Source organism: Pseudomonas salmasensis (assembly GCF_014268375.2).
Lineage (GTDB): Bacteria > Pseudomonadota > Gammaproteobacteria > Pseudomonadales > Pseudomonadaceae > Aquipseudomonas > Aquipseudomonas salmasensis.
The window spans coordinates 1,897,587-1,922,185 of record NZ_CP077083.1; the positions used below are offsets into that span (position 1 = coordinate 1,897,587).

A 24,599-nucleotide genomic window follows, 5' to 3' on the forward strand; every position below is an offset into this window, starting at 1 on the left:
ACCGAATGCGCTCTCTGACCCTGCACCTGAAAATCCTGATCACCTTGCTGGTGGTGCTGGGCATTTCGGTCACCGCTTATCAGATCTTCGTGCTGGGAATTCCCGTCACCGAAGATGCCACCGACGACTTGTGGAACATCGACGCCAAGGTCGAGTTCGTCGCCAACCCGAAAGACCCGGTCAAGATCCAGATGTTCGTGCCGCCCCTGAGCCGCGACTTCGTCAGCCTCAATGAAAGCTTTATCTCGAACAACTACGGGGTGAGCGTCAACCGCATCGACGGCAACCGCAAGGTCACCTGGTCGGCGCGCCGGGCCAAGGGCAACCAGACCCTCTATTACCGCCTGGTGCTGACCAAGCGCTACAGCGGCGAGAAGGTCAAGATCAAAGGCCCGACCTTCCGCGACAGCATCGCCGTGGAAGGCCCCGAGAAGATCGCCGCCGAAGCCCTGCTGGCGCCGATCCGCCAGCACTCGGCCGACGTCGAGACCTTCATCAGTGAAGCCATCAAGCGCACCAACAACCTCAACGACGACAATGTGAAGTTGCTGCTGGCCGGCGACCCCTCGACGCCGCACAAGGCCAAGATCGTCGAACTGCTGCTGTCCATCGCCCATGTGCCGGTAGAGAAAGTCCACACCATCCGCCTGGTGGCCGACCAGCCGCAAACCCCGGAACTGTGGCTGCGCAGCTTCAACGGCAACGACTGGCTGTACTTCAACCCGGAGACCGGCGAACAGGGCCTGCCCGCTGACCGCCTGCTGTGGTGGACCGGCGATGAAAACCTGATCACCGTCGATGGCGGCAAGAAAGCCATGGTGACCTTCAGCCTCAACAACAGCGAGATGAACGCCATCCGCCTGGCCAAGCTGACGGACGAAAACACCGACGCCAACTTCCTCGAATACTCGCTGTACGGCCTGCCGCTGCAAACCCAGCAGACCTTCATGATCATGGTGATGATCCCGATTGGCGTGCTGGTGATCTTGATCCTGCGCAACCTGATCGGCCTGCAGACCCTGGGCACCTTCACCCCGGTGCTGATCGCCCTGGCGTTCCGCGAGACCCAGTTGGGCTTCGGGATTGTGCTGTTCACGATTATCACGGCGCTGGGCCTGTCGCTCAGGTCGTACCTGGAACACTTGAAACTGCAAATGCTGCCGAGGCTGTCGGTGGTGCTGACCTTCGTGGTGGTGCTGATTGCCGCCATCAGCCTGTTCAGCCACAAGCTGGGGCTGGAGCGGGGCTTGTCGGTGGCGCTGTTCCCGATGGTGATCCTGACCATGACCATCGAACGCCTGTCGATCACCTGGGAAGAACGTGGTGCCAACCATGCGCTGAAAGTGGCGATTGGCACGCTGTTCGCCGCGTCCCTGGCGCACCTGATCATGAGCGTGCCGGAGCTGGTCTACTTCGTGTTCACCTTCCCGGCGATCCTGTTGATTCTGGTGGGCTTCATGCTGGCCATGGGTCGCTATCGCGGCTATCGCCTCACCGAGCTGGTGCGTTTCAAGGCGTTCTTGAAGGCTGATTCTTGATGTTCGGCTTCTGGAAGACCTGGAAGGCCCTGGAAGCGCGGGGGATCATGGGCATCAACCGGCGTAATGCCGACTACGTGCTCAAGTACAACAAGCGCAGCCTGTACCCCATCGTGGATGACAAGATCATCACCAAGGAACGGGCCCTGGCGGCCGGCATCCACGTGCCGGAAATGTACGGGGTGATCTCCACCGAAAAGGAAATCGACAAGCTCGACGAGATTATCGGTGGGCGCAGCGACTTCGTGATCAAGCCCGCCCAGGGTGCCGGCGGTGACGGCATCCTGGTGGTGGCCGACCGGTTCGAGGGGCGCTACCGCACGGTGTCCGGCAAAATCATCAGCCATGAGGAGATCGAGCACCAGATTTCCAGCATCCTCACCGGCCTGTATTCCCTCGGCGGCCACCGCGACCGCGCGTTGATCGAGTACCGCGTGGTGCCCGACCAGATCTTCAAGAGCATCAGCTATGAAGGCGTGCCGGACATCCGCATCATCGTGCTGATGGGCTACCCGGTGATGGCGATGCTGCGCTTGCCCACCCGCCAATCCGGCGGCAAGGCCAACCTGCACCAGGGCGCGATTGGCGTGGGCGTAGACCTGGCCACCGGCCTGACCCTGCGCGGCACCTGGCTGAACAACATCATCACCAAGCACCCCGACACCACCAACGCCGTCGATGGCGTGCAACTGCCCAACTGGGACGGTTTCATGAAGCTCGCCGCCGGCTGCTATGAGCTGTGCGGGCTGGGCTATATCGGCGTGGACATGGTGCTGGACCAGGAAAAAGGCCCGCTGATCCTTGAGCTGAACGCTCGGCCTGGGCTGAACATCCAGATTGCCAACGATTGCGGCCTGACTCTGCGCACCCATGCGGTGGAGGCACGACTGGAAGAACTCAAGGCGGCCGGCGTGACAGAAACGCCGGAAGAGCGTGTGAAGTTTGTGCAGGAAATGTTCGGCCATATACCGCCCGTGGAAGGCTGATCCGGTCTTCGAACTGTCTATCCCCGACATCCCCTCTAGGAGCAAATCCTACAGGGGACTACAATCCCCCTCCCCCGCGCCACTGGCTGATCCACCCCCGCATGTCGACCTGTTCCGTATACCCGTTGCCCTACCGGGCCAATCCCGCCGAGTTCTTTGCGGTCATTCGCCACGCCCCTGGTGCGGTGCTGCTCGACAGCGGCCGCCCGATGGCTGTTCGCGGCCGGTATGACCTGCTCAGTGCCTGGCCCGAAGCGACCCTGACGGTAGGGGCGGACGAAAGTGGCGGTGATTTCCTGCAACGCTTGCGCAAGAACCTGACGCAGTTGGGCCAAGCGACATTGCCTGACGGCTATGAATTACCGTTTGCCGGTGGTTTGATCGGTTACCTGAGCTATGACTTTGGTCGGCACCTGGAGCAGGTTTCACACCTGGCCGTGGACGATTTGCATCTGCCCGATGCGCGTTTCGGGCTCTATGCCTGGGCGCTGGTCAGCGATCACCAGGTGCAAACCAGCCAGTTGGTCTTTCACCCTGCGCTGGCCGACAGCGAGCGGCAACGCTTGATCAACGTGTTCAGTCAGGCACAAAGCGATGCGCCGACGACCTTCAAGCTTCACGGCCCCATGATCCCGGACCTCAGCGCCGAGGCTTATCACCAGGCCATCATTCGCATCCAGGATTACATCCAGGCCGGCGACTGCTACCAGGTCAACTTTGCCCAACGCTTTCGTGCGCCGTGCATCGGCGATCCATGGGCAGCCTACTGCGCGCTGCGCGAAGCCTGCCCGACGCCGTTTTCCGGGTTCCAGAGTTTGCCCGATGACGGCGCGGTGCTGAGCCTGTCGCCGGAACGCTTTGTGCGCATCAGCGAGCGTCAAGTGGAAACCCGCCCGATCAAGGGCACCCGCCCTCGCGGTTTAACACCCGAAGAGGATGCCGCCAACGCCGCTGAGTTGCTCGCCAGCCCCAAGGACCGCGCAGAAAACCTGATGATCGTTGACCTGCTGCGCAACGATCTGGGCCGCAGTTGCCGTATCGGCTCAGTGAAAGTGCCGGAGCTGTTCAGCCTGGAAAGCTACCCCAACGTGCACCACCTGGTGAGCAGTGTCACCGGCATATTGGCCGACGACAAAGACGCCCTCGACCTGATCGCCGGCAGCTTCCCTGGCGGCTCCATCACCGGCGCGCCGAAGATTCGTGCGATGCAGATCATCGACGAGCTTGAACCCACCCGCCGCGGGCTCTATTGCGGCTCGCTGATGTACCTGGACGTGCGCGGCGAGATGGACAGCTCCATCGCGATTCGCAGCTTGCTGGTCAAGGACGGGCAAGTGTGTTGCTGGGGTGGCGGTGGGATTGTGGCGGATTCAGAGTGGCAGGCGGAGTATCAGGAGTCTCTCACGAAGGTGCGGGTGTTGTTACAGACATTGGAAAATCTGTAGGGCACAGCCCCTGCCTAGCGTTCGAGTAGAACGCCATGCGATAGAAAAAGCCTGAATCAGAACCGCTGTGGACGGGATAGACGCTTGCAGATAGCGTCCGGATCGACCTCCCACCCGCCACCCTGTGAAGGATCACATGAAGCGATTACCTCCTCGTCTGGAAATATTTCCGAGATTGCCTATCCACGCAATCGCACCTATGATCTCCCGAAACGGGAGGTTGAAGCGATGCGGATAATCGCTCTATCTACCCTACGAATATTCTGGGAAAGCCATTCAGCTTATAGCGACGCCAGAACACCGCTGGTCGAGTTGTATCGGCACATGGAAAAGGCCAATTATCCAACGCCGCAAGCACTCAAGGCCCAGCTCAGAACAGCGAGCATTCTTAAAGGCGGCAGGGTCGTGCTCAACGTCGGCGGCAACAAGTATCGAGTGATCATGGCGATCGATTACGCGCGGCAGCTTGGGTTCATACGTTTCGTAGGGACCCACGCGCAATACGATCAAATCAACGCGGAGACCGTGTGATGAACATCAAACCTATTCGTTCCGATGAGGATTTGACCGCGGCACTTGCTCGCGTGGAGCAGCTTTGGAACGCACAAGCCGGCTCGCCAGAGGGTGACGAGCTGGAGATTCTCGCAATCCTCATCGAGAAGTACGAAGCGGAGCATTACCCAATGCCACCTTCAGACCCAGTGGAAGCCATCCGATTTCGAATGGAACAACTGGGCATGACCCCACGCGACCTGGAGCCCTTTATCGGCACCAGCGGGCGTGTGTCGGAAGTACTGAATCACAAGCGCAAGCTGAGCCTGGCGATGATCAAACGCCTGCATGAAGGCTTGAGTATTCCTTATGAGCGCTTGCTGGCCGAGGGTTAGGCGGTGACGGAGCCGACGCCATCGCGGGCAAGCCCGGCTCCCACAGTTGACCGCGTCGTTTGACGTTACGTGGTCGAAGGTGGGAGCTTGCCTGCGATGGGGCAATCAGCCTCGCAGAAACACTTACAGGCTCAACTGCCGATTCGACGCCTTGATAAACTCTTTCTTCAACTCTTCAAACGTATGCACCGCCGGGAACTGCGGGAATTCGCGAATCACATTGTCCGGCGCATGGAACAGAATCCCGCGGTCAGCTTCACCCAGCATGCTGGTGTCGTTGTAGGAGTCACCGGCAGCGATCACGCGGTAGTAGAGGGTCTTGAATGCCAGCACCGATTGGCGTTTCGGGTCTTTCTGGCGCAGTTGGTAGCTGACCACCCGGTCGTTGTCATCGGTGATCAAGCGGTGGCACAGCAACGTCGGGAAACCTAACTGGCGCATCAATGGTTGGGAGAACTCGTAGAAGGTGTCGGACAGGATCACCACCTGGAAGCGCTCGCGCAGCCAGTTGACGAACTCGATGGCGCCGTCCAGCGGCTTGAGCGTGGCGATCACGGCCTGGATATCGGCCAGCTTGAGCCCATGTTCGTCGAGGATGCGCAGGCGCTGCTGCATCAGTACGTCGTAGTCGGGAATGTCACGGGTGGTAGCCCGCAGGGACTCAATGCCGGTTTTCTCGGCAAAGGCGATCCAGATTTCCGGAACCAGTACCCCTTCCAGGTCAAGGCAGGCAATTTCCACACGACACTCCTATTAGATGTTGTTAGTTGAGCGAGCAAAAGGACTGCCAAACTCTAGCGACTCATGCCCGCCGCCGCAACGCGGGACAGTTTTTGATACCATCGCCCTCCTAGAGAGCGCTCAGCGCCACTGACCTGTAGGAACCGTCCTGATGAACCAAGCCTTCGACGTCGTTGAACTCGCCACGACTTATGCCAACAAGTCTGCCCAGGACATTCTCAAGCTGGCGTTCAGCCAGTTCGGCGATGACCTGTGGATTTCCTTCAGCGGTGCCGAGGATGTGGTGCTGGTAGACATGGCCTGGAAGCTGAACAAGAACGTCAAGGTGTTCAGCCTCGACACCGGCCGCCTGCACCCGGAGACCTACCGGTTTATCGAGCAGGTGCGTGAGTTCTACAAGATCGACATCGAACTGATCTCGCCGGACCCGAGCAAGCTGGAGCCCTTCGTCAAAGAGAAAGGCCTGTTCAGCTTCTATAAGGACGGCCATGGCGAATGCTGCGGCATCCGCAAGATCGAACCGCTGCGCCGCAAACTTGCAGGTGTGAGCGCCTGGGCCACCGGCCAGCGCCGCGACCAGAGCCCCGGCACTCGCAGCCAGGTGGCGGCGCTGGAAATCGACACGGCGTTTTCCACTCCGGAACGCACCCTGTACAAGTTCAACCCGCTGGCGCAGATGACCAGCGAAGAGGTCTGGGGCTACATCCGCATGCTGGAGCTGCCGTACAACAGCCTGCATGAGCGCGGGTTTATCAGCATCGGCTGCGAGCCGTGCACCCGGCCGGTATTGCCACGCCAGCATGAACGTGAAGGCCGCTGGTGGTGGGAAGAAGCCACGCAGAAGGAGTGCGGGCTGCATGCGGGGAATATCATCAGCAAGGCTTGAGCCTCTGACGCGGTCAAAAAACCTGTAGGAGCGAGCTTGCTCGCGAAAAACGTCAACGATAACGCGTGCTTCCTGAATAAACGCGGCGTCGTTAAGTTTTTCGCGAGCAAGCTCGCTCCTACCTACAGCGGAATTTGTGGCCGGGTAAATCTTGTACACAACCTATGTAACTATAGGTGCCATTTTTGTGTGCAACTTAATGTACAACGCACCAAAACGTAACATCTCTCTGCGCCAATGGCGCTGTCTATAAATAGCCCTGCAATTAACAAAAAAAAAATACCTGTTCAAACGGTCAATTTATAACGTTTGTAATTCAGTAAGTTATTCTCAACCTATATAAAAACGAAATTAGCCAAGATTTTCATATATCGAGAATTGGCACGCATATGGCTTAGGCAGAAGTACGCTTTGTATACAATCAATACAAAACCTACATACACTTTGCCATCCGCCGCTTTGCTGCAGATGCGCTGGAGCCTGCCGGAATGCGTACAAGTCTCTCGAACACCCTCGCACTGGATCTGCCCTCCTCCACCCTGAATCCTGCAGCCACAGGCCCCGGCCCGCTGGTACTCAGCCCGCGCCTGCACAACAAGGACCTGGCGCCCACCAAGGTCGAAGGCCGACGCTGGGGGCGCTATAGCATCTTCGCGTTGTGGACCAATGACGTGCACAACATCGCCAACTATTCATTCGCCATCGGCTTATATGCATTGGGCCTGGGTGGCTGGCAAATACTGCTGTCCCTGGGGATCGGCGCGGCGCTGGTGTACTTCTTCATGAACTTGTCGGGCTACATGGGGCAGAAGACCGGTGTGCCGTTTCCGGTTATCAGCCGCATCAGTTTCGGTATTCACGGGGCGCAAATTCCGGCATTGATTCGGGCGGTAATTGCGATTGCCTGGTTTGGGATCCAGACCTACCTGGCCTCGGTGGTTTTCCGCGTATTGCTGACGGCCATTCATCCAGGGTTTGCCGATTATGACCACGACTCGATTCTCGGCCTGTCGACCCTGGGTTGGGCGTGCTTTGTGGCGATCTGGCTGGTGCAGTTGGTGATCCTCGCCTACGGCATGGAAATGGTACGTCGCTATGAAGGCTTCGCCGGGCCGGTGATTCTGCTGACCGTGGCCGCACTGGCCGGCTGGATGTACTTCCAGGCGAACGGGCAGATTGCCTGGGCGATTCGCGAGCCCCTGAGTGGCGGTGAGATGTGGCGCAATATCTTTGCCGGCGGCGCGCTATGGCTGGCCATCTACGGCACCTTGATACTCAACTTCTGCGACTTCGCACGTTCGTCGCCGTGCCGCAAGACCATCCAGGTCGGCAACTTCTGGGGCCTGCCGGTGAATATCCTGGTGTTCGCCGCGATTACCGTGCTGCTGTGCGGCGGGCAGTTCCAGCTCAATGGCCGGGTGATCGAAAGCCCGACCGAGATCATCGCGGCGATCCCCAACACCTTCTTTCTGGTGCTCGGCTGCCTGGCCTTCCTGATCGTCACCGTGGCGGTGAACATCATGGCCAACTTCGTCGCTCCGGCCTTTGTACTGAGCAACCTGGCGCCCAAGTACCTGAACTTCCGCCGCGCCGGGTTGATCAGCGCCTTCGTTGCCGTGCTGATCCTGCCGTGGAACCTCTACAACAGCCCACTGGTGATTGTGTACTTCCTCTCGGGCCTGGGCGCACTGCTAGGGCCGTTGTACGGGGTGATCATGGTCGATTACTGGCTGATCCGTAAAAGCCAGGTGGATGTGCCACAGCTGTACAGCGAAGACCCCCAAGGCATTTATTACTACAGCCGTGGGGTGAATATGCGTGCGGTGGCGGCGTTTATTCCGGCGGCGGTGATCGCCATCCTGCTGGCGCTGTTGCCGGGGTTTGCCAGCGTCTCGCCGTTCTCCTGGTTGTTTGGCGCAGGCATCGCCGGGTTGCTGTACCTGCTGATCGCCAAGCGTCAACCGCACTACGCCGATGTCAGCGGCGAAAGCATTGCCGTCGATAACGTCAGTCATTAAACAAGGACTTTCCATGCGTATCCTCGTGGTCAACGTCAACACCACCGAATCCATCACTGAAACCATCGCCCAGCAAGCACGGGCCGTGGCTTCACCGGGCACCGAGATTGTCGGGCTCACCCCGTACTTCGGCGCCGAATCGGTGGAAGGCAATTTTGAAAGCTACCTGGCGGCCATCGCCGTGATGGACCGGGTGATGGCCTACGACCAGCCCTTTGATGCGGTGATCCAGGCCGGCTATGGCGAGCATGGCCGTGAAGGCCTGCAGGAACTGCTCAATGTACCGGTGGTGGATATCACCGAAGCGGCGGCCAGTACCGCGATGTTCCTGGGACACGCCTACTCGGTGGTGACCACCCTGGACCGCACTGTGCCGCTGATTGAAGACCGGCTGAAACTCGCCGGCCTCTACCAGCGCTGCGCTTCGGTGCGCGCCAGCGGCATGGCGGTACTGGAGCTGGAAGAAGACCCGCTGGGCGCCATGGAAGCCATCGTGCACCAGGCGGAACTGGCCATCCGCGATGACAAGGCCGAGGTGATCTGCCTGGGCTGCGGCGGCATGGCGGGGCTGGATGAGCAGATTCGCCAGCGCACCGGGGTACCGGTGGTGGACGGGGTGACGGCGGCGGTGATGGTGGCCGAGTCGTTGGTGCGGTTGGGGTTGTCGACGTCGAAGGTTAGGACGTACGCCACGCCGCGGCCAAAGAAGGTCATCGGCTGGCCGGGCAGGTTCGGGCACTGAAGGTCCCTAATCACCTTCTGTAGGAGCGAGCTTGCTCGCGAAAAACGTCAACGATAACGGGTGCTTCCTGAATAAACGCGGCGTCTGTAAGTTTTTCGCGAGCAAGCTCGCTCCTACAAAAAACCTCGACTGGCGGGCATTAGGGCTTGCCCCCTCCCACATTTTAATCACCACAAGCCGCTAGATTGCGCTGAATGCTTGGCTCAATCGCTGCTCGGCAAACTGCTCAATAATGAAATCCACAAACGCCCGCGTCTTGCCCGGCAGCAACTTATGCTCGGCGTAGTAGATGGAAATATTGCCGTCGTCCACATACCAGTTGGGTAACACCCGCACCAGCGCCCCGCTGTCCAGGAACGGCACCGCCATCGGCATGCTCACCAGCGCGATGCCAAGGCCCTGGGCACTGGCGCAGCACGCCGCTTCGGAGTCGCTCATGGTCATGGCCGGTTTCAGTACTAGTGGGCTGTGCTCGCGCTCACGGTTGGTCAGTTGCCACGAACGCACCCGGCCAGTCTGCGGCGAGCGGATCAAGATGCCGAGGCAGTGCGACAGGTCCTCGGGCGCCAGCACCGGCAGGCGCCGCGCCAGGTAATCCGGCGACGCCACCAGCACCCGGTGCGCGGGCGTCAACTTGCGCGCCACCACGCCTTGGGGCAACTCGAACCCGCCGCCGATGGCCGCATCGAAACCTTGGCCGATCAAGTCGACCTGGCGGTTATCGAAGTGCCAGTCCGGGCTGATATCCGGAAAGCGCCACATAAACTCGCTCAGCAACGGCACCACGTACCGGTTACCGAACACTGGCCCCATGCTGACCTTGAGCGTACCCACCGGCCGCCCTTCGGCACTGGCCAGGTTGGCGACCGCATTCTGGATGGTGGTGAGGCTGCCGCTGACTTCCTCCAGGAACATCTTGCCGGCTTCGGTCAGCGCCAGGCGCCGAGTGCTGCGCTGAAACAGCCGCACACCGAGGCGCGCCTCCAACTTGGCAACGCTTTTACCCACCGCTGCGGGAGTGAGGCTCAGGTGCCGTGCAGCCTCGGCAAAGCTGCCGCCCTCGGCGCTGCGCACAAAGCATTCGATACTGCCAAAGCTTTCCATACAACCCCACTCTAAACTTTTGGTTTACACAGACTATAGCAACCACGGGCTACCGAGCTGCGCGGGTGAGGTCGATACTCGCTCCATCAACTACCTCGGAGATCGACATGACCACACACAACCTCACCGGCAAAGTCGCCTTGATTCAAGGCGGTTCTCGCGGCATCGGCGCCGCCATCGTCAAGCGCCTCGCCGCCCAGGGCGCAGCGGTTGCCTTTACCTACGTCAGCTCGGCCGCCAAGGCCCAAGCGTTGCAGAACGAGGTGATCAGCGAAGGCGGCCAAGCCCTGGCAATACAAGCCGACAGCGCCGATGCAGCGGCGATTCGCGCGGCGGTCAACGCCACGGTCGAGGCGTTTGGGCGCCTGGACATCCTGGTGAACAATGCCGGCGTGCTAGCCATTGCGCCGCTGGACGAATTCAAACTGGAAGACTTCGACCAGACCTTGGCGATCAACGTACGCAGCGTATTTATCGCCACCCAGGAAGCCGCCAAGCATATGGGTGAAGGTGGCCGGGTGATCAATATCGGCAGCACCAACGCCGAACGCATGCCCTTTGGCGGCGGCGGGCCCTACGCCATGAGCAAGGCGGCGCTGGTGGGGTTGACCAAGGGGTTGGCGCGGGACCTGGGGCCACGGGGCATCACCGTCAACAACGTACAGCCTGGGCCGGTGGACACCGACATGAACCCGGCGAACAGCGATTTTGCCGAAAGCCTGATCGGGTTGATGGCGATAGGTCGGTATGGGCATGTGGAGGAGATTGCCAGTTTTGTGGCGTATCTGGCTGGGCCGGAAGCGGGCTATATCACGGGCGCCAGCCTGACCATCGATGGTGGTTTCAGCGCCTGATTTTTGCACAACCGCAAACCAATTGTGGGAGCGGGCTTGCTCGCGAAGGCGGTGGGTCAGTTGATAAATCTACTGACTGACACCCTGCATTCGCGAGCAAGCCCGCTCACACATTTATTACCGCGCGGGGTCAGGCCATGGGAGGCAAGCCGTAGGCGGCCAGGTCAAAGTCGGCGAGTTTGCGAATAATCAGGTCAGCATGCTGGTACTTGCTGTCAGCCATCGCCTCATCAGGCACCGCAATGGCGGTCATGTGCGCAGCCTTCGCCGCCGTCACGCCGAACGGCGAGTCTTCGAACACCAGGCAATCCTCAGGCGCTACGCCCAACCGGCGCGCGGCGGTGAGGAAGATATCTGGCGCAGGCTTGGCGGCGCCGACCTCCGGGTCGTCGGCGGTGACGATGGTGTCGAACAGGCCAAACCATTCACGGTGCAGGGTGGTCTTGTGGCCAAACGAATTACGCGATGAACTGGTGCCCACCGCAATCGGAATATTGTGCGCCTTCAAGTGCCGCACCAACGCCTCTGCACCGGGCATGCCCAGGGCCTTGGGAAAACGCTCGCTCATCAACGGTTCGCGTATTTCCAGAAACTGCGCCGGCGTGATCGGCAGGTCCAGCGCCTTGACCACATAGTCGGCCAAATCCTGGGCGCCCCGCCCGATGATGTGCTGCTTGATGCTCCAGTCGTAGGTACGGCCATAGCGTTCGGCAATGATCTGCGTGACTTCGGTGTAGATGCCTTCGGTATCCAGCAACAACCCGTCCATATCGAAAATCACGGCCTTGATCGGGACAGCGGTACGCGGTGCATTCATCACAACACAACCTTGGGGCGAGGACTAAAAGGATTCAGCACAATAACGGCCCTCGTTGCCTGCAAGCAACCTTCGTGGACCACGACCGTTGATTCATACCAAGCAACAGTTTTAACCATCGGCGCTGACGGCGGCCGTCTAGGGTTTGAGAGGACAACGTCATGACCCGTCGACACGGATCTGAAAATACCGATTGCAAACCTTATAAAAGACTTATTAACCTCCATGAACTCAATCCACTGGACGCGAAAAGCCGTCAAACAATTGCTTCGGTTGCATTCATATCATCAGCAACAGGTACGCGATGCCGTGTCCGCTCTTGAACACATGCCCGATGCAATCAACGTCAAGGTGCTGGTTAACCATCCTCACAGCTATCGCTTGCGGGTAGGTCATTACCGGGTCCTTTTCGACTGGGACGGCAGCATCCAGGTCGTCAGCATCCAAGAGGTTAAAAAACGTGACGAGCGAACCTACTGCCGTACAGATCATCCACAATACGCAGGGCAAGCCAGCCTATGTAGTGATTCCCTATGAACACTACGTGGCGCAGCAAAACGATCCAAACCTGATCCCCCATGCGGTAGTCAGCCGCCTGGTGGATGGCGCAACACCTATCCGCGCGTGGCGCGAGCACCTGAGTTTGACCCAGGAAGAAGTCGCCCAACGCCTGGGTATTTCACAATCGGCATTTGCCCAGCAGGAAGCGGTCAGCAAACCCCGCCGCACCACTCGGGAAAAGATAGCCAAGGCGTTCGGTATCAATGCCAGTCAACTGGAGCTATAACGTCACCCTGCAAAAATTCACGTCCCCCTTCACCTCACATCGAGCTCAAACATGCTCTACCGCCTAGCCGCCGACGGCCTCGTGCTGTTCCACCTGGCCTTTATCCTGTTCGTGCTGTTCGGCGGCCTGCTCACCCTGAAGTGGCCCAGGGTAATGTGGCTGCACCTGCCCGCCGTTGCCTGGGGCATCGCGGTGGAGGTGCTGCACCTGCCCTGCCCGCTCACCCGTTGGGAAAACCTGTTTCGCCACCTGGCGGGGCAGGACGGTTATGGCGGCGGGTTTATCGAGCACTACATCCTCACGCTGATCTACCCCGCCGGGCTGACTGCCAATATCCAATTGCTGCTGGGAGCCGTGGTGGTGGTGATCAACCTCGCGGTGTATGGGCGGGTTATCCGGCGTTACGTACAGGCTTGAGACAGCTGCGCTGGTGAAGAATCAGCGCACCTCAATCCGTCGTGGTTGCATCTATGACACGCCGAAGAGCAAATGTCGGAGCTGTCGAGCCCCAGCGAGGCTGCGATGGGATCACCGCAGAGCACGCGCCAGACTGAGTCATCTGCATCACAGCCTCGCTGATTGATTTCAATCTGCCAACTGAGCGCTTAGAGTGTCGCCCCCCGAGAATTGAATCTCGAGATTGAACCTATGGAGTTATAAGTGAAATACGTCAGTAAAGTCGTTGCAGCAGCCGTACTTGGTTTCACCCTGGCAGGTTGCACCGGCACCGCCATGAAAACCCAGCAATACGACGCCAGCCAATACACCGTGCTCGGCCACAGCGAAGCCAGCGCCACCGGCATCATGCTGTTGGGCGTTATCCCCATCGGCCAGAACAACCGCTTCGTGCGCGCCCAGGATGCAGCCATCAAGGCCAAGGGCGGCGATGCGCTGATCAACACGCAAGTGCAGGAAAAGTGGTTCTGGGCCTGGGTATTGAACGGCTACACCACCAAGATCTCCGGTGATGTGATTAAGCTGAAGACCGCGCAGTAAGTGTGAAAAAGCCGCTTGATCTCGGTATGAGACAGCGGCTTTTTAGCGCAAGTGATAAGCGGGTGTGCTACGTCGAGAGCAGCCGATTAAAGGAAGCAGTCATGCGAATAGTGTTTGTATCACTCTTCTGTTTTTTTATAACGGCGTGTTCAAGCAGTCCAGCAACGCTGTTTATAGACCAAGTCAAAAACAGCCAGACGCCTTTGGCTCTCACACCAGTGGAAGCCCTGCATATTTCGCAGGCAGTACCCATGCCTGTCGACCCCGGTTGGCGACCACCTCAATGGAAAATTACCGCCGCAGAACCTCGTATCCTGATCAATGGAACGCCCTCTAATTATCGAGTGTTCAGCACTACCCTGGTTAAAGACAAAGTCTTCCATATCAACGTTAACTCTTGGTGCGTCAACGCCTGTTTAGGATTCAGCAAATACGCTTTGAACCCGTATTTAATCCTCATGGATGCCCAGGGTAATGTGCAAGGCGAAGGCTTTGGCAAGGCGACGGGCATAGTCGGAGTCATCAACCAAGCCTTGACCGGTACAGTGAAAAACAGCGGTACTTATTACCTCATCGTCGCCGCAGATAATCGGGCACCGGGAGAGACCATTGTTATCGACAACGTCCTGCTGATCGGCGCTGCAGCTAGCCCGATAGCGCCTTTGCGTATTGGCATGAACAGTTACCCATTTGGCTCAGTCGGACCGTTTCTGAGTACCGAAGAATCGCCTTGAAGCGGTGACAGATCTGCCTTCGAATCATCGGCGCGCCCCCTGAAGCCCATTGGGGGTAGCTAACCCCAAACACTACAGTGCAGGCGAAGGCAGGTATGATCCAGGCTAACCCGGCCAGACTGGACCTACACATGCCTGCCTCCGACACCCGCCCTACCCCCGCGCCATTCCTCAAGCCCGGTGAAACCGTGGTGTTGTTCGACGGGGTGTGCAAGCTGTGTAACGGTTGGGCAAGGTTTCTGATCCGCCACGACCACCAACGGCGCTTGCGATTAGCCGCCGTGCAGTCACCCGAGGGCCAGGCGCTGCTGGCGTGGGCGGGGTTGCCGCTGGAGCAGTTCGACACCCTCGCAGTGATCCGCTATCGGCACTGTTGGGAGCGTTCGGAGGCGGTGCTGGAAATCATTGCGCAACTGCCTGCCCGCTGGCGCCCAATGCTGCTTCTGCGCGGCATCCCGCGCTTTCTTCGGGATTGGGCTTACGACCGCATCGCGCGCAATCGCTATCGGCTGTTCGGGAAATACGATACCTGTCTGTTGCCGAACGCGGACCATGAACAGCGCTTTTTAAAGGATCAGCCATGAATCCCCTGTTGCGCATCAACTGGATCGCCCGGGGCGGCCTGGCTTTCATGTTTGCCTACCATGGGCTGGTGCCGAAGCTGCTGTGGCTAAGCCAGGGTGAGCGGGCAATGATCCAGGCGCACGGGATCGAGCAGGTGCGGTTGTTCGCTACGCTGGCGGGGGTTGGGGAAATTGCCCTGGCGATATGGATACTGCTTTCGCCACGCAGTGTCTGGCCGCTTGTAGTGGCTGCGACTGCGCTGGCGGGGCTGCTGGTGGATGTGGCGGTGTTCAGCCCGTCGATGCTCAGGGAAGCGTTTAATCCTGTGTCGCTGAATGTGGCGGGTTTGGCGTTGTGTGCGGTGGCTTGGAATACCAAGCCCTGAACGGCATTTATTTCAGCCCGAGGGCCTCAAGTGCAACGGCCAGCGCTGATGTCAGCCATCCAGCAACAGCCCAATCAACTGCCATGGCGTCATCTTCGTCACCATGATCAGCACGATCACAAACATCCCAGAGAAACCCAAAACACCCATCCAGAACCATTGCCTATAGACGCTGCGGTATCCATCGCCAAGCGCCCTGCCCGTCTCAACCGCACTGAGCGCCATCTGCTGCAAACGCTTCTGCAGCACCAGCACCGGCAGCCAAAGAGCGCCCACACACAGGAAGATGATCAGCGAAGTCAGCACCCATTCGGTGGTCAGCCCAAGTCCGGCAAGCTTGATCAACACAAAGCCGGTAATGATCTGGACGACGCCCGCCGGCGTAGTGATCCAGGTATCGAACTGCACCACCATCCGCGCCACATGGGCAATCACTTGCGGGTTGGCCGTGCGGCTCGCGGCGATCAGATACAGATACGAGCCCATGCCGAAGCCAAACAGGAAAATCGCCGCGATGATGTGGATGTATTTCAGGCTCAGATAGAGCATGGTCAGCCCTGCCCGTCAGAGAAATGCACGGCCAGGCTAAGGTTCGCCGGGTCGTTGATGGCGGCCATGTATTCGTCGACGGTGATTTCGCCAACGCACGGCCGCGCACCGGGTTCAGGCCCATAGCCTTGGGCGACTTTGAGGGCCAGAGCAACGGCGGCACAGCTGGGGATTTCCGGGCCTTTGTCATTCAGCGCCGTCAGTTGCACCGCCATGGACAGCGGTTGCCCTTCTGCACCGAGGCCGTTCACGTCGATGTACATCGCGCTTTTGCCATCGCCAAAGCGCTCGAACCAAGTACCCAGCCGATGCAGCCGCGCAGCCCAGGCAAGATGGTCACGCACGACGCCCCACCGCAGCGCCTGGGCCAGCAGATAGTTGGCGACACCGCCAAGCTTGAGCCCCGCACCAGCCTTGAAGCTCAGGGTGTCGGCACCATAGCGGCCAGCAAATATGTCCATGTCGGGCACATCCACATTCGCCAACACCCGCGTGCCAAGCTCAGGCATTTTGCGCAGCGTCAGGTCCTGCCAGCCCAGCACTTCATGCACCTGGCCATGCCTGAGCTGCTTGATTGGTTTGCCCGCGTAAGCCAGCACACCTTCGACGGTGGACAGGCCCGGCATCTTGGCCGAGGAGGAAATACCGTGCTCGATCGAGTCGATACGGGTGAAGCGATAGCGATACTGATCGATCATGGCGCACGACAGCGTCGGCACGGAGCTGCACCCGCTAAGGATCGCCACGCCTGCCTGCCGTGCTTGTGCATCCAGCACGCTCACGCCGTTGACGAAGGTGCGGCAGTCGGACAAGTCGCAGTAGTTCACGCCAGCGTCGATGCAACTCTGGGCGACAGCATAGGACTGCCCCTGGAACGGGCCGCCGGTGTGGATCACCCACTTGATGTTCATCGAACGCAAAACGGAGGCGAACCCGGCGCCCATGGCATCGCCGCACCAACCCTCGCAAGCGGTGTTCGACTGGCTTTTCAGCTCATCCACCTTGCGCTGCAGCTTATGTGGGTCTCGACCCGAGATCACCAGTTCAATGCCCGGCGCCACCACCAGATGCCGGCAAACGATGCTGCCGAAATTGCCGTAGCCACCGACTACCAACACCCTGAGTGTCATTCCATTCTTCCCTAAACAAACGATCATGCGCTGCGCCTGAGGCAGCCTGGCGGCTGAGGCGGCTAAAGATACCCGATTTGCTTAACAGCTTGGGCCAGATCAACAGAAAGAGTGAGAAGAAGGACTACGGTTTTACAGAGCCCTGCCCTGGCTGATCACCAGCCCGCCCCACAAGCCGTCTCAGACCACCTGCAACGGTTTACCGCGATCAATTGACTCCAGGCCAGCTCTCTACATATTCAATAGTGAAGTCCGGATAGGAATCGACAATCTGGATCTTGTAATCAGGATAGCTATCGACGGTTTGCCATTTCCCGACAGAGTCCGGCCAGGAATCCACCTTCTTTACTTTGAGGTCGGGGAATTGATTCACCACCTTCACCTTGTAGTCGGGATAGCTGTCCACGAACTGGATCTTGCCGTAAATCCTCGACACATCGACCGTCGTACCGGCGTGAGCGCAAAAGGTGCAGGTCAACAGCAAGGAAGCGAGGGCAACTTTGAACATGAGTATTGCATCCTGAAAAATTGAGGCGTCCAGTCTATCCGTAGCCGCGCGGGGCGTGCCGAAAAACGCCTATCCCTTAAACTCACCCACCCCGTTGCCGACGGCGTCAACATACGCCACACATAACGACTCGGCGATCTGGCTTTTGACTGCTTTGGCCGATTCTGGGCGCGGGTTTCACCTTGGTTGTTTCCGGACTTTCGATAGCAACCCTGAGCCGGAAATAACAGAGGGTTCCCGTCGGCGAAGTTAGCGATAAAACACAACGCTGTACGGGCCATAACGTAAATAAATCCGTCCCCTTTTTCCGTCTGAAGCCACGGAACATTGGCATTGGCATGTGCATGTGCATGTGCATGTGCATGTGCATGTGCATGTGCATGTGCATGTGCATGATGAACATCATCAGCATGAGCATAGGTTCGAATGGGATTCGAAGGTGCCTCATAGCCATGTGCATTTACATGGGGCGATGAGGCATAGCCATGCGCATGTTCCGGATGTGCATCATCGGCATAGGCATTGAGGGCGGGCTTAGGGATAGGGTGTTGGTGGCTTTGGGCAACGTCCTACACATTACTCAGAAGCGATGGGCTGCCGTTTTAAAATCGCCACACCTATAGTCTGACGGTCGCTCACATAGCGAACGGGTTTGGCGACCCGATGATAAATCGACAGATGCCTCTCGGGATTTGCGGGATGCCTCTGCGCGCAATAAGCTGCTCGACGGTAGCTGTGCGCGGGAGACCTTCGGGTCTGCCGGTTTTTCCGATTGTCCCGGTTCGCCAACCTGCGTACAGCTACCACCCTTTTGTTTGGCGACAAATGTGTGGTTGCTCTCCTTTGACAACCGGAGTTTCACACATGAACCAATACATGGCCCTCACCAGCAACGACGCCGCCACCCCTGCCCTTTTTGTCGACACCACCGCGCCACTGGAAATACTCCTCGATGCTGCGACTTATCGGCTTCGTGCCGTCACTCAAGTGCTTGAAAACCTCGCCCTACGTAGTGAAATCAGTAGTGATGCGGTGGTGCTGAGTGATTTTGCACTGCTCTGCTCAATCCCTCTGCGGGACGGGTGCGATTTGCTCGATGTCATCGGGCGACGGATGGACGCGCCGTGCGCATGATCTAAGAACAGCAGCTTTCAAACTCAAAAATTACAAAACCCCAGGTTTCTTTCGAAACCTGGGGTTTTGTTTGCTGTGAACGTGGTGAAACGAAAATCAAATAAACCTGTGCCTTTGCCAACCTCTGTTACGAGCGCACTATCGGGCTCAGTTGACGATTCATCGCAACGATATCCGCGTGACTAGGGTTGGGTCCCAGCTTAGCGAAATGCTCTATCACCCGATCCCGAATTTTTGGCGCCTCACCTTTAACTGCCGCATCGAGGGCCCGGCGCATATCAACGGCGGTGTAGTCGCAGCAGTACGCAGGGGTTGCAGGTTGTTGCCGCCACGACTGCTCAAGTGAACCCGCATTGACTGGATCAAAACCTGATTCGCTCACCAGTTCCATGACTGTCTGCACACCGACCTGATCGTCCCCAGCGACCGCCGCCGCCAATCGTCCGGGCGCGCCCTCGGGCTGGCCGAGTTCAGCGAGCGAATAGGCTAACAAATTGTTGAACGCCTTAATCACCGGCCTTCCAATCTGTTTCGAAACCCAAACGCTTTCGGCCATGCCTTCCTCTATTTCCGCAATTTTCTGATCCCTCAAGCCTGGGTAGTAATTGCCGGTATCCACGACAGGGACGTCCAATGGAACAGATGCGAACAAGTCAGCAGGCAGATCAGCCACTGCCGGAAAAGGGATAGATAAAAATATCACTTCGGCATCTCGAACAACGCCCGAAATATCTGCAGGTACCGCCCCTATCTCGTTGGCGAATGCACGAACCCCCTCAATGCCTTTGGAGTTAGCCACCTGCACTTCATGGCCTGCGGCAATCATCTTCCGGGCAAGGGTTGCGCCAATGTTTCCTGTCCCAATCACGCCAATTTTCATGAGTTCTCGCTCGTATAGGTTCCGGGTAGGCGCCTACCTTAGGAGAATAGTGAGATAATGATAAGTACACACCAAAAGGTAAGTAACGAACCAAACTATGAACAGTGAACGAGAATGGGACTGTGCCGACCCAAAAAATCGAGTGAAATGGGCTGAAGCAACCCTGGAGACCCTCCGTGTACTGGAGGGAAAATGGAAGATCATCATCCTTTGCCAGCTGTTCGCAGCCAAAGGCCCTCTGCGCTTTTCTGATCTTGAAAAGCTCATAGAGGGTATCAACCAGAAAATGCTTATCCAGCAGCTTAAGCAGCTCGAAAAAGACGCAATTGTTCGCCGCACGGTTTACCCGCAGGTTCCACCGAAAGTTGAGTATGAGTTGACCGAGGATGGATACGCGTTGGGACCGTCGATGCAGGCTTTGATTGAATGGGCCGAACAGAGGCGCAGCCCTTTTGACCAGGCCTAAAACGATCATCTCGACCGCCTTTGCGGGGCCCCTGACAGCGTGATGCTGCCCGTTCTAGATGGATCAGCATCCGCCAAGCGGAGCTGCTGGAAAACTACGAAAAAATGCAGAACCTTATTCAGTCGAATCCGACATTCTCGATAGAGTAAGCTGGAAGCCATCGAAACCCGGGCGTCCGGCCTGCTGGAGCAACTCCAGCCAGCCGCCCGCAATCAACTCGCCCGCTCTATCGGCCTGGAATTGAGACGTAGCCATCAAAGACCGTGCTGAGCGCAGTGCACCAGAGATTCGTTACGAGCAACTTGAACTATTAGGTTTCATAGACATAGACCTTGATATAATTCGCGACACTTTACTGACAAAACCAACTCAATGAACTCTTTTTGGTCGAGAACTAAAATGCAAGGAAAGCAAAATATGGCAAAGCCAAATTACAAAATGATCGTAGGCTTGTGGGTGGCTGCCTTCATACTAGCGTTTGTATCACCTATCACAGCTGGCATATTCGGCAAGCCAGAAATAGCCATATCAACGTTGATCCTAGGAGTCTTTTTGGCTCTCATCATGATACTTGACCTCAAGCAGGATAGAGTGATCAAAGGGTTATTCATTATAATGTTTGGCGTTTTATTTCAAACTCTATACTTGAAAATAATTTACATCTTCGTTCCTTCCAACACCATTCCGCAACATTACAAAGACTACCTAGATATCTACTCGCAAGTATTATTATTTGCTTGCTCAGGAGCAGGCGGAAGTATCATTGCAGCTCACGCAGACAAAAGCTCTCTCGATAATGACTCAGCAGCCTCCAGCGAAAAACACATCTGCCATGACGTAGAAATCAAAAAATTAACCACCACAATTGAAAAACTCCATAAAAAACTTAATTCTATTATCATGGCGATCGCCTCATTAGGCATGATTATTATAATTCTGGCAGTCGCTATTTTTATCCGATAGTTCGCGATGCTTCGGCGACATCAACCTAGAAGGCGACATCACCCACAAAGGTGACTACATCCAAACCAGGAATCAGACGGTCACCGGCCAAGTCCAGGTATCTAGTGATGTAATCGCAGCCGGCGTCAGCTTGGTCAGACACCCGCACACCGGCGTCAAGGCCGGCGGCGACCAGTCTGGGGTGCCGACCTATCATGAACCGACATACCGGCGGTGCTATCAGCGAGCGCGAGCACATCCGTCAGGCGATCACCGACATTCTGACCGCACGCATTGGCATGCGTGGAATGCACCGCGAATGCGGCAGCCTGGTGCCAGAGTTGGTGGATCACCCCTTCAACGACGTCAACCGTCTGCGCGTACGAATGGATATGCCGTGCGCATAATCTAAGAACAGTAGGTTTTCCAAGCTCAAAAATTACAAACCCCCAGGTTTCTTTCGAAACCTGGGGGTTTGTTTGCTTTGAACGAGGAGGAAAGAAAATCAAAAAAACCTGTCCCCTTCTCCTTGCATTTTCCCGTCTGTAGGCTTGACTGTGGAAGCAGGCAGAACAATATACCCATTTCGATAAATTATATTTTACTTGGCGCCCAGCATTGAGCGCCCCCAGCATCAATTGGATATAGCTTGACCAGCGAGTTAACCTAACTACGGATTTTTTGTAGCAGTGGCAAGTCTGCAGCTTTATTTTAAATAGGGAGCCAACTCATGGAATTCAAAACTCAAAAGGAATGTAAATATGACCATCACAATCACAAATGGCGCAAGCAGAATTGTCAAAGTTGCGGTAAGTGCATGGAAGACTGATAGCAACCCCAGTGAGGACTACTTCCCAATAGAGCAAGGCAGTAGCGACACGTGGTCGCGTAGCGATTCCAGAGGCTACTTAATGCTCGTCCAAGATCTAGCACAAACGAGCGAGTACTACGTCTCCTCCAGCAGCAAAATCGTTATCGAGGATGACCGTGTCAAAGATCATGGCCAATCTATTAGGCCACTAACGTCGATAAATCAGTGATAAGTGTCGGTAATACGCATGTGGAGGTCACTCAAAACAGGGGACAGCACCTGTACCGCCACCAAATCCTTACGCAGATTTTTCCTGGTTGCTCATTGGGTCGAAATCAATAGAGATCAGCTCAACGAGCTGCGCACAGACGCCAGCGTGGATTGCTAATACGAAAAAGCGCCCCATCGAGAGCCACCTGGCGGCGAGGCTGCCTTTCCAAAATCCGAATGGGGAACAAATGGGAGGAACAAAATCATCAGGCACAAAAAAGCCCCGTAAAACGGGGCTTTTTCATAACAATGTGGCGGTGAAGGAGAGATTCGAACTCTCGATACAATTTCTTGTATACACACTTTCCAGGCGTGCTCCTTAAGCCACTCGGACACTTCACCGTATCTCGTCAAACCAGTTCAGTCTGTCGAGGCGCGCTAATGTAGTCGAAAGCCTTTCTGATGGCAAAGGTTTTTTTCAGAATTTTCATGCGGTTAGACGGTAATGCCATTCACCGCCCGGCAGGGGGTGGTGATTGTGCCATTCTCAGGCAGCGGCGGCACGTGTCTGGAATGCTTGCTGCGCCCTGCTCCGGGGTGTCTACCCTTGGTGATGGGGCAAAAGCCTGACTGGGTAGTCAGTCACGGCGCTTTACCCGCGGGGGCGTGGTGAGTAACGTCTGCGCATCTATCTCTATAACAAGCCCTACAAGGAACCGCGTCATGAGTGAGTTGATTGCCTACCACTTCGAAGACGGTATCGCGACCCTGACCTTGAGCAACGGCAAGGTGAATGCCATTTCTCCGGCGGTGGTCAGTGAGTTTAATGCGGCGCTGGATCAGGCCGAGAAGGATCGGGCGGTGGTGATCATCACGGGCACGCCGGGGATTTTGTCGGGCGGTTATGATTTGAAGGTGATGACCGCCGGCCCTAAAGAGGCGATTAGCCTGGTGACTTCAGGTTCGACCCTGGCGCGGCGGATGTTGGCGCATCCGTTCCCGGTGATCGTGGCCTGCCCTGGCCATGCGGTGGCCAAGGGCGCGTTCCTGTTGTTGTCGGCCGATTATCGGATCGGCGTCGAAGGCCCGTTCAGCATTGGCCTCAATGAAGTGGCGATTGGCATGACCATGCACCACGCCGGTATCGAGTTGGCGCGCGATCGCCTGCGTAAGTCGGCGTTTCAGCGTTCGGTGATCAATGCCGAGATGTTTGATCCACAAGGCGCCCTGCACGCCGGTTTCCTCGACAAGGTGGTGGCACCGGAAGAACTGCACGCGGCTGCACTGGAAGCGGCACGGCAGCTGAAGAAGATCAATATGAACGCGCACAAGCACACCAAGTTGAAAGTGCGCCGCGCACTGCTCGAAGCCCTGGACGATGCAATCATCCAGGATCAGGGCCATAGCCTGAGCTAAGTCCTACACCAGCTGTGCCTGAGCCCGACCTTGAGTCGGGCTTTTTCTTACCTATAAATATGAAACGTCCGTAGCCGCTCTAGCTAGCCGTTATCGGCCCATGTAGAAACATGCACTTAAACATCGGCCATCTCCTACGTCTGTAGGGGCAATTGCCGAATACAGTGCACATCCGTACACTGCGCCACCTTTTGTCCCGATGGGCCGTGTCGATGCTTTTTCTGTTGCGTATGTTGTTGATGGGCCTGCATTTTATGCTCGCCGGCGTGCTGGGTGTGTTAGTCGGTGTGTGCCGCCCGTTCAATCCGGACAACAGTCGCCTTTGTGCTCGCCTCTATGCGTTGCCGGCCATGCGGATCTTGGGCTTGAGCGTGAAGGCCGACGTCGACTCGCTGCGCAACAAGCCCGGTACCTGCGTGGTGATTGCCAACCATCAGTCCAACTACGATCTGTTTGTGCTCGGCAATGTAGTGCCGCACCGCACGGTCTGCATCGCCAAGAAAAGCCTGAAATGGGTACCGCTGTTCGGCCAGCTGTTCTGGCTGGCGGGCAATGTGCTGATCGACCGTGGCAATGCGCACAAGGCGCGGCGGGCAATGCTGACCACCACGCATACCTTGCAGCATGAGGACACGTCGATCTGGGTGTTCCCGGAGGGCACGCGCAACCTGGGCAAAGGGCTGCTGCCGTTCAAGAAAGGTGCATTCCATATGGCGATTGCGGCCGGTGTGCCTATCGTGCAGGTGTGTGTCAGCAATTACGTGACGCAGATGAAGCTCAATCGTTGGGCCAGCGGTAGTGTGCTGATACGCTCGTTGCCGCCGATTCCTACCTGTGGGTTGACGGTGGATGACATCCCTCAGTTGCTGCTGACGTGTCAGACGCAGATGGCTGAGTGCATCGCGCAGATGGACCGTGAGCTTGTAGGAGCGAGCTTGCTCGCGAAAAACGTATAAGCGACGCGGGTCACCTGATGGCGCTGCGTTATCGTTGACGATTTTCGCGAGTAAGCTCGCTCCTACAGGGGAGTGGGCAATGTCGGTGAGCAACAACGGAACGCCATTCAGGC

Annotated in this window: 28 protein-coding genes, 1 tRNA gene and 3 pseudogenes; 24 read left to right on the forward strand and 8 right to left on the reverse strand. The window is 57.3% G+C overall.

The features are described from left to right. Positions 1-5: 5 nt before the first annotated feature. The 5 genes from rloB (at position 6) to HU731_RS08270 (ending at position 4,856) form a co-directional block, all read left to right on the forward strand. Positions 6-1,538 carry an osmotic stress tolerance membrane protein RloB gene (gene rloB, locus HU731_RS08250; protein WP_003193324.1) on the forward strand — a complete coding sequence of 511 codons (1,533 nt, stop codon included), beginning with the start codon at positions 6-8 and terminating at the stop codon, positions 1,536-1,538. Next, positions 1,538-2,524 (forward strand): alpha-L-glutamate ligase-like protein, encoded by a 987-nt coding sequence (locus HU731_RS08255; protein WP_003193326.1) that lies wholly within the window; start codon positions 1,538-1,540, stop codon positions 2,522-2,524. Before rloB ends, HU731_RS08255 begins: the two co-directional genes overlap by 1 nt. 101 nt (positions 2,525-2,625) lie before the next feature. Then, positions 2,626-3,969 (forward strand): aminodeoxychorismate synthase component I, encoded by a 1,344-nt coding sequence (gene pabB, locus HU731_RS08260; RefSeq protein ID WP_186606905.1) that lies wholly within the window; start codon positions 2,626-2,628, stop codon positions 3,967-3,969. A gap of 228 nt (positions 3,970-4,197) precedes the next feature. Further along, positions 4,198-4,500 carry a type II toxin-antitoxin system HigB family toxin gene (locus tag HU731_RS08265; RefSeq protein ID WP_047711577.1) on the forward strand — a complete coding sequence of 101 codons (303 nt, stop codon included), beginning with the start codon at positions 4,198-4,200 and terminating at the stop codon, positions 4,498-4,500. Further along, entirely contained in the window at positions 4,500-4,856 is a 357-nt protein-coding gene (locus tag HU731_RS08270) for a helix-turn-helix domain-containing protein (RefSeq protein WP_186606904.1), read from the forward strand. Before HU731_RS08265 ends, HU731_RS08270 begins: the two co-directional genes overlap by 1 nt. Positions 4,857-4,979: 123 nt before the next feature. On the opposite strand, the gene thrH is transcribed toward HU731_RS08270, so the two are convergent. Next, on the reverse strand, positions 4,980-5,597 hold the full coding sequence (gene thrH, locus HU731_RS08275) for a bifunctional phosphoserine phosphatase/homoserine phosphotransferase ThrH (protein WP_186606903.1): 618 nt from the start codon (positions 5,595-5,597) through the stop codon (positions 4,980-4,982). Between the two features lie 151 nt (positions 5,598-5,748). Here thrH and HU731_RS08280 point away from each other — a divergent pair, with 151 nt between their 5' ends. The 3 genes from HU731_RS08280 (at position 5,749) to HU731_RS08290 (ending at position 9,243) form a co-directional block, all read left to right on the forward strand. Next, a complete protein-coding gene (locus HU731_RS08280) occupies positions 5,749-6,483 on the forward strand; it encodes a phosphoadenylyl-sulfate reductase (RefSeq protein WP_014719506.1) in 735 nt (244 codons plus the stop codon). A 488-nt stretch (positions 6,484-6,971) separates the two neighbouring features. Continuing rightward, a complete protein-coding gene (locus HU731_RS08285) occupies positions 6,972-8,501 on the forward strand; it encodes an NCS1 family nucleobase:cation symporter-1 (RefSeq protein ID WP_186606902.1) in 1,530 nt (509 codons plus the stop codon). 13 nt (positions 8,502-8,514) lie between these two features. Then, on the forward strand, positions 8,515-9,243 hold the full coding sequence (locus tag HU731_RS08290) for an aspartate/glutamate racemase family protein (protein ID WP_186606901.1): 729 nt from the start codon (positions 8,515-8,517) through the stop codon (positions 9,241-9,243). A 180-nt stretch (positions 9,244-9,423) separates the two neighbouring features. Here HU731_RS08290 and HU731_RS08295 read toward each other — a convergent pair whose 3' ends face one another. Then, positions 9,424-10,347, reverse strand: a complete 924-nt coding sequence (locus HU731_RS08295) for a LysR family transcriptional regulator (RefSeq protein WP_186606900.1) — start codon at positions 10,345-10,347, stop codon at positions 9,424-9,426. 107 nt (positions 10,348-10,454) lie between these two features. On the opposite strand from HU731_RS08295, the gene HU731_RS08300 reads away from it, so the two are divergent. Further along, positions 10,455-11,201: a 3-oxoacyl-ACP reductase family protein gene (locus HU731_RS08300; RefSeq protein WP_186606899.1), complete on the forward strand. Its 747-nt coding sequence runs from the start codon at positions 10,455-10,457 to the stop codon at positions 11,199-11,201. Positions 11,202-11,331: 130 nt separating this feature from the next. On the opposite strand, the gene HU731_RS08305 is transcribed toward HU731_RS08300, so the two are convergent. Then, positions 11,332-12,018 carry an HAD-IA family hydrolase gene (locus HU731_RS08305; RefSeq protein ID WP_186606898.1) on the reverse strand — a complete coding sequence of 229 codons (687 nt, stop codon included), beginning with the start codon at positions 12,016-12,018 and terminating at the stop codon, positions 11,332-11,334. A 225-nt stretch (positions 12,019-12,243) separates the two neighbouring features. Between HU731_RS08305 and HU731_RS08310 the strand changes: the two are divergent. The 7 genes and pseudogenes from HU731_RS08310 to HU731_RS08340 all read left to right on the forward strand — a co-directional run. Beyond that, positions 12,244-12,495, forward strand: a pseudogene (locus tag HU731_RS08310) (type II toxin-antitoxin system RelE family toxin); the annotation flags it as partial. After that, entirely contained in the window at positions 12,479-12,805 is a 327-nt protein-coding gene (locus HU731_RS08315) for a type II toxin-antitoxin system RelB family anti-toxin (protein WP_003193344.1), read from the forward strand. The pseudogene HU731_RS08310 and the gene HU731_RS08315, both read left to right, overlap by 17 nt. Before the next feature lie 51 nt (positions 12,806-12,856). After that, on the forward strand, positions 12,857-13,222 hold the full coding sequence (locus HU731_RS08320; protein ID WP_044275129.1) for a DUF2784 domain-containing protein: 366 nt from the start codon (positions 12,857-12,859) through the stop codon (positions 13,220-13,222). Positions 13,223-13,465: 243 nt separating this feature from the next. Then, positions 13,466-13,801: a hypothetical protein gene (locus tag HU731_RS08325; RefSeq protein ID WP_003193349.1), complete on the forward strand. Its 336-nt coding sequence runs from the start codon at positions 13,466-13,468 to the stop codon at positions 13,799-13,801. Between the two features lie 101 nt (positions 13,802-13,902). Then, positions 13,903-14,535, forward strand: coding sequence for a hypothetical protein (locus HU731_RS08330; protein WP_186606896.1), 633 nt, complete (start codon positions 13,903-13,905; stop codon positions 14,533-14,535). Between the two features lie 131 nt (positions 14,536-14,666). Further along, the gene (locus HU731_RS08335) at positions 14,667-15,119 is read left to right on the forward strand and encodes a thiol-disulfide oxidoreductase DCC family protein (protein WP_186606895.1); all 453 of its coding nucleotides are present in this window, start codon (positions 14,667-14,669) and stop codon (positions 15,117-15,119) included. Further along, positions 15,116-15,484: a DoxX-like family protein gene (locus HU731_RS08340; protein WP_186606894.1), complete on the forward strand. Its 369-nt coding sequence runs from the start codon at positions 15,116-15,118 to the stop codon at positions 15,482-15,484. Before HU731_RS08335 ends, HU731_RS08340 begins: the two co-directional genes overlap by 4 nt. Positions 15,485-15,535: 51 nt before the next feature. Here HU731_RS08340 and HU731_RS08345 read toward each other — a convergent pair whose 3' ends face one another. The 3 genes from HU731_RS08345 to HU731_RS08355 all read right to left on the reverse strand — a co-directional run bounded on the left by HU731_RS08345 (position 15,536) and on the right by HU731_RS08355 (position 17,671). Next, positions 15,536-16,033, reverse strand: coding sequence for a DUF2269 family protein (locus HU731_RS08345; RefSeq protein ID WP_186606893.1), 498 nt, complete (start codon positions 16,031-16,033; stop codon positions 15,536-15,538). Positions 16,034-16,035: 2 nt separating this feature from the next. Continuing rightward, positions 16,036-17,163 (reverse strand): saccharopine dehydrogenase NADP-binding domain-containing protein, encoded by a 1,128-nt coding sequence (locus HU731_RS08350; RefSeq protein ID WP_186606892.1) that lies wholly within the window; start codon positions 17,161-17,163, stop codon positions 16,036-16,038. Between the two features lie 208 nt (positions 17,164-17,371). After that, positions 17,372-17,671 carry a 7(1) septoil knot domain-containing protein gene (locus HU731_RS08355; protein ID WP_186606891.1) on the reverse strand — a complete coding sequence of 100 codons (300 nt, stop codon included), beginning with the start codon at positions 17,669-17,671 and terminating at the stop codon, positions 17,372-17,374. Positions 17,672-18,020: 349 nt separating this feature from the next. On the opposite strand from HU731_RS08355, the pseudogene HU731_RS28345 reads away from it, so the two are divergent. Together HU731_RS28345 and HU731_RS08360 are read left to right on the forward strand one after the other, a co-directional pair. Next, a pseudogene (locus HU731_RS28345) lies at positions 18,021-18,197 on the forward strand (EamA/RhaT family transporter); the annotation flags it as partial. A 338-nt stretch (positions 18,198-18,535) separates the two neighbouring features. Beyond that, positions 18,536-18,805, forward strand: coding sequence for a short-chain dehydrogenase (locus HU731_RS08360; protein WP_098950652.1), 270 nt, complete (start codon positions 18,536-18,538; stop codon positions 18,803-18,805). A 127-nt stretch (positions 18,806-18,932) separates the two neighbouring features. Here HU731_RS08360 and HU731_RS08365 read toward each other — a convergent pair whose 3' ends face one another. Next, positions 18,933-19,685: an NADPH-dependent F420 reductase gene (locus tag HU731_RS08365; RefSeq protein WP_186606890.1), complete on the reverse strand. Its 753-nt coding sequence runs from the start codon at positions 19,683-19,685 to the stop codon at positions 18,933-18,935. 97 nt (positions 19,686-19,782) lie between these two features. Between HU731_RS08365 and HU731_RS08370 the strand changes: the two genes are divergently transcribed. From HU731_RS08370 to HU731_RS08380, 4 genes and pseudogenes are all read left to right on the forward strand, one after another. Beyond that, entirely contained in the window at positions 19,783-20,151 is a 369-nt protein-coding gene (locus tag HU731_RS08370; RefSeq protein ID WP_186606889.1) for a winged helix-turn-helix transcriptional regulator, read from the forward strand. Between the two features lie 417 nt (positions 20,152-20,568). Next, positions 20,569-21,114 carry a hypothetical protein gene (locus tag HU731_RS08375; RefSeq protein ID WP_186606888.1) on the forward strand — a complete coding sequence of 182 codons (546 nt, stop codon included), beginning with the start codon at positions 20,569-20,571 and terminating at the stop codon, positions 21,112-21,114. Positions 21,115-21,127: 13 nt separating this feature from the next. Beyond that, a pseudogene (locus HU731_RS28355) lies at positions 21,128-21,301 on the forward strand (phage baseplate assembly protein V); the annotation flags it as partial. A 7-nt stretch (positions 21,302-21,308) separates the two neighbouring features. Further along, positions 21,309-21,500, forward strand: a complete 192-nt coding sequence (locus tag HU731_RS08380; RefSeq protein WP_437180730.1) for a GPW/gp25 family protein — start codon at positions 21,309-21,311, stop codon at positions 21,498-21,500. Positions 21,501-22,426: 926 nt separating this feature from the next. Here the strand turns inward: HU731_RS08380 and HU731_RS08385 are convergent. Beyond that, a tRNA-Ser gene (locus tag HU731_RS08385) sits at positions 22,427-22,516 on the reverse strand. 321 nt (positions 22,517-22,837) lie between these two features. Between HU731_RS08385 and HU731_RS08390 the strand changes: the two genes are divergently transcribed. Both HU731_RS08390 and HU731_RS08395 read left to right on the forward strand, forming a co-directional pair. Further along, entirely contained in the window at positions 22,838-23,530 is a 693-nt protein-coding gene (locus HU731_RS08390) for a crotonase/enoyl-CoA hydratase family protein (protein WP_014719521.1), read from the forward strand. A 212-nt stretch (positions 23,531-23,742) separates the two neighbouring features. Beyond that, positions 23,743-24,486 (forward strand): 1-acylglycerol-3-phosphate O-acyltransferase, encoded by a 744-nt coding sequence (locus HU731_RS08395; RefSeq protein WP_186606887.1) that lies wholly within the window; start codon positions 23,743-23,745, stop codon positions 24,484-24,486. Positions 24,487-24,599: the final 113 nt, after the last annotated feature.

What these genes read in the sequence shown, in the direction of transcription:
- HU731_RS08255 (WP_003193326.1), top strand. Translation starts at nt 1,538, where the DNA reads ATGTTCGGCTTCTGGAAGACCTGGAAGGCCCTGGAAGCGCGGGGGATC.
- HU731_RS08320 (WP_044275129.1), top strand. Translation starts at nt 12,857, where the DNA reads ATGCTCTACCGCCTAGCCGCCGACGGCCTCGTGCTGTTCCACCTGGCC.
- HU731_RS08295 (WP_186606900.1), bottom strand. Translation starts at nt 10,347, where the DNA reads ATGGAAAGCTTTGGCAGTATCGAATGCTTTGTGCGCAGCGCCGAGGGC.
- HU731_RS08290 (WP_186606901.1), top strand. Translation starts at nt 8,515, where the DNA reads ATGCGTATCCTCGTGGTCAACGTCAACACCACCGAATCCATCACTGAA.
- HU731_RS08370 (WP_186606889.1), top strand. Translation starts at nt 19,783, where the DNA reads ATGAACAGTGAACGAGAATGGGACTGTGCCGACCCAAAAAATCGAGTG.
- HU731_RS08390 (WP_014719521.1), top strand. Translation starts at nt 22,838, where the DNA reads ATGAGTGAGTTGATTGCCTACCACTTCGAAGACGGTATCGCGACCCTG.
- HU731_RS08340 (WP_186606894.1), top strand. Translation starts at nt 15,116, where the DNA reads ATGAATCCCCTGTTGCGCATCAACTGGATCGCCCGGGGCGGCCTGGCT.
- HU731_RS08335 (WP_186606895.1), top strand. Translation starts at nt 14,667, where the DNA reads ATGCCTGCCTCCGACACCCGCCCTACCCCCGCGCCATTCCTCAAGCCC.
- HU731_RS08345 (WP_186606893.1), bottom strand. Translation starts at nt 16,033, where the DNA reads ATGCTCTATCTGAGCCTGAAATACATCCACATCATCGCGGCGATTTTC.
- HU731_RS08285 (WP_186606902.1), top strand. Translation starts at nt 6,972, where the DNA reads ATGCGTACAAGTCTCTCGAACACCCTCGCACTGGATCTGCCCTCCTCC.
- HU731_RS08375 (WP_186606888.1), top strand. Translation starts at nt 20,569, where the DNA reads ATGGCAAAGCCAAATTACAAAATGATCGTAGGCTTGTGGGTGGCTGCC.
- HU731_RS08365 (WP_186606890.1), bottom strand. Translation starts at nt 19,685, where the DNA reads ATGAAAATTGGCGTGATTGGGACAGGAAACATTGGCGCAACCCTTGCC.
- HU731_RS08305 (WP_186606898.1), bottom strand. Translation starts at nt 12,018, where the DNA reads ATGAATGCACCGCGTACCGCTGTCCCGATCAAGGCCGTGATTTTCGAT.
- HU731_RS08350 (WP_186606892.1), bottom strand. Translation starts at nt 17,163, where the DNA reads ATGACACTCAGGGTGTTGGTAGTCGGTGGCTACGGCAATTTCGGCAGC.
- HU731_RS08300 (WP_186606899.1), top strand. Translation starts at nt 10,455, where the DNA reads ATGACCACACACAACCTCACCGGCAAAGTCGCCTTGATTCAAGGCGGT.
- HU731_RS08395 (WP_186606887.1), top strand. Translation starts at nt 23,743, where the DNA reads ATGCTTTTTCTGTTGCGTATGTTGTTGATGGGCCTGCATTTTATGCTC.
- HU731_RS08330 (WP_186606896.1), top strand. Translation starts at nt 13,903, where the DNA reads ATGCGAATAGTGTTTGTATCACTCTTCTGTTTTTTTATAACGGCGTGT.
- HU731_RS08355 (WP_186606891.1), bottom strand. Translation starts at nt 17,671, where the DNA reads ATGTTCAAAGTTGCCCTCGCTTCCTTGCTGTTGACCTGCACCTTTTGC.
- pabB (WP_186606905.1), top strand. Translation starts at nt 2,626, where the DNA reads ATGTCGACCTGTTCCGTATACCCGTTGCCCTACCGGGCCAATCCCGCC.
- HU731_RS08265 (WP_047711577.1), top strand. Translation starts at nt 4,198, where the DNA reads ATGCGGATAATCGCTCTATCTACCCTACGAATATTCTGGGAAAGCCAT.
- HU731_RS08360 (WP_098950652.1), top strand. Translation starts at nt 18,536, where the DNA reads ATGAACCAATACATGGCCCTCACCAGCAACGACGCCGCCACCCCTGCC.
- HU731_RS08280 (WP_014719506.1), top strand. Translation starts at nt 5,749, where the DNA reads ATGAACCAAGCCTTCGACGTCGTTGAACTCGCCACGACTTATGCCAAC.
- HU731_RS08380 (WP_437180730.1), top strand. Translation starts at nt 21,309, where the DNA reads ATGAACCGACATACCGGCGGTGCTATCAGCGAGCGCGAGCACATCCGT.
- rloB (WP_003193324.1), top strand. Translation starts at nt 6, where the DNA reads ATGCGCTCTCTGACCCTGCACCTGAAAATCCTGATCACCTTGCTGGTG.
- HU731_RS08270 (WP_186606904.1), top strand. Translation starts at nt 4,500, where the DNA reads ATGAACATCAAACCTATTCGTTCCGATGAGGATTTGACCGCGGCACTT.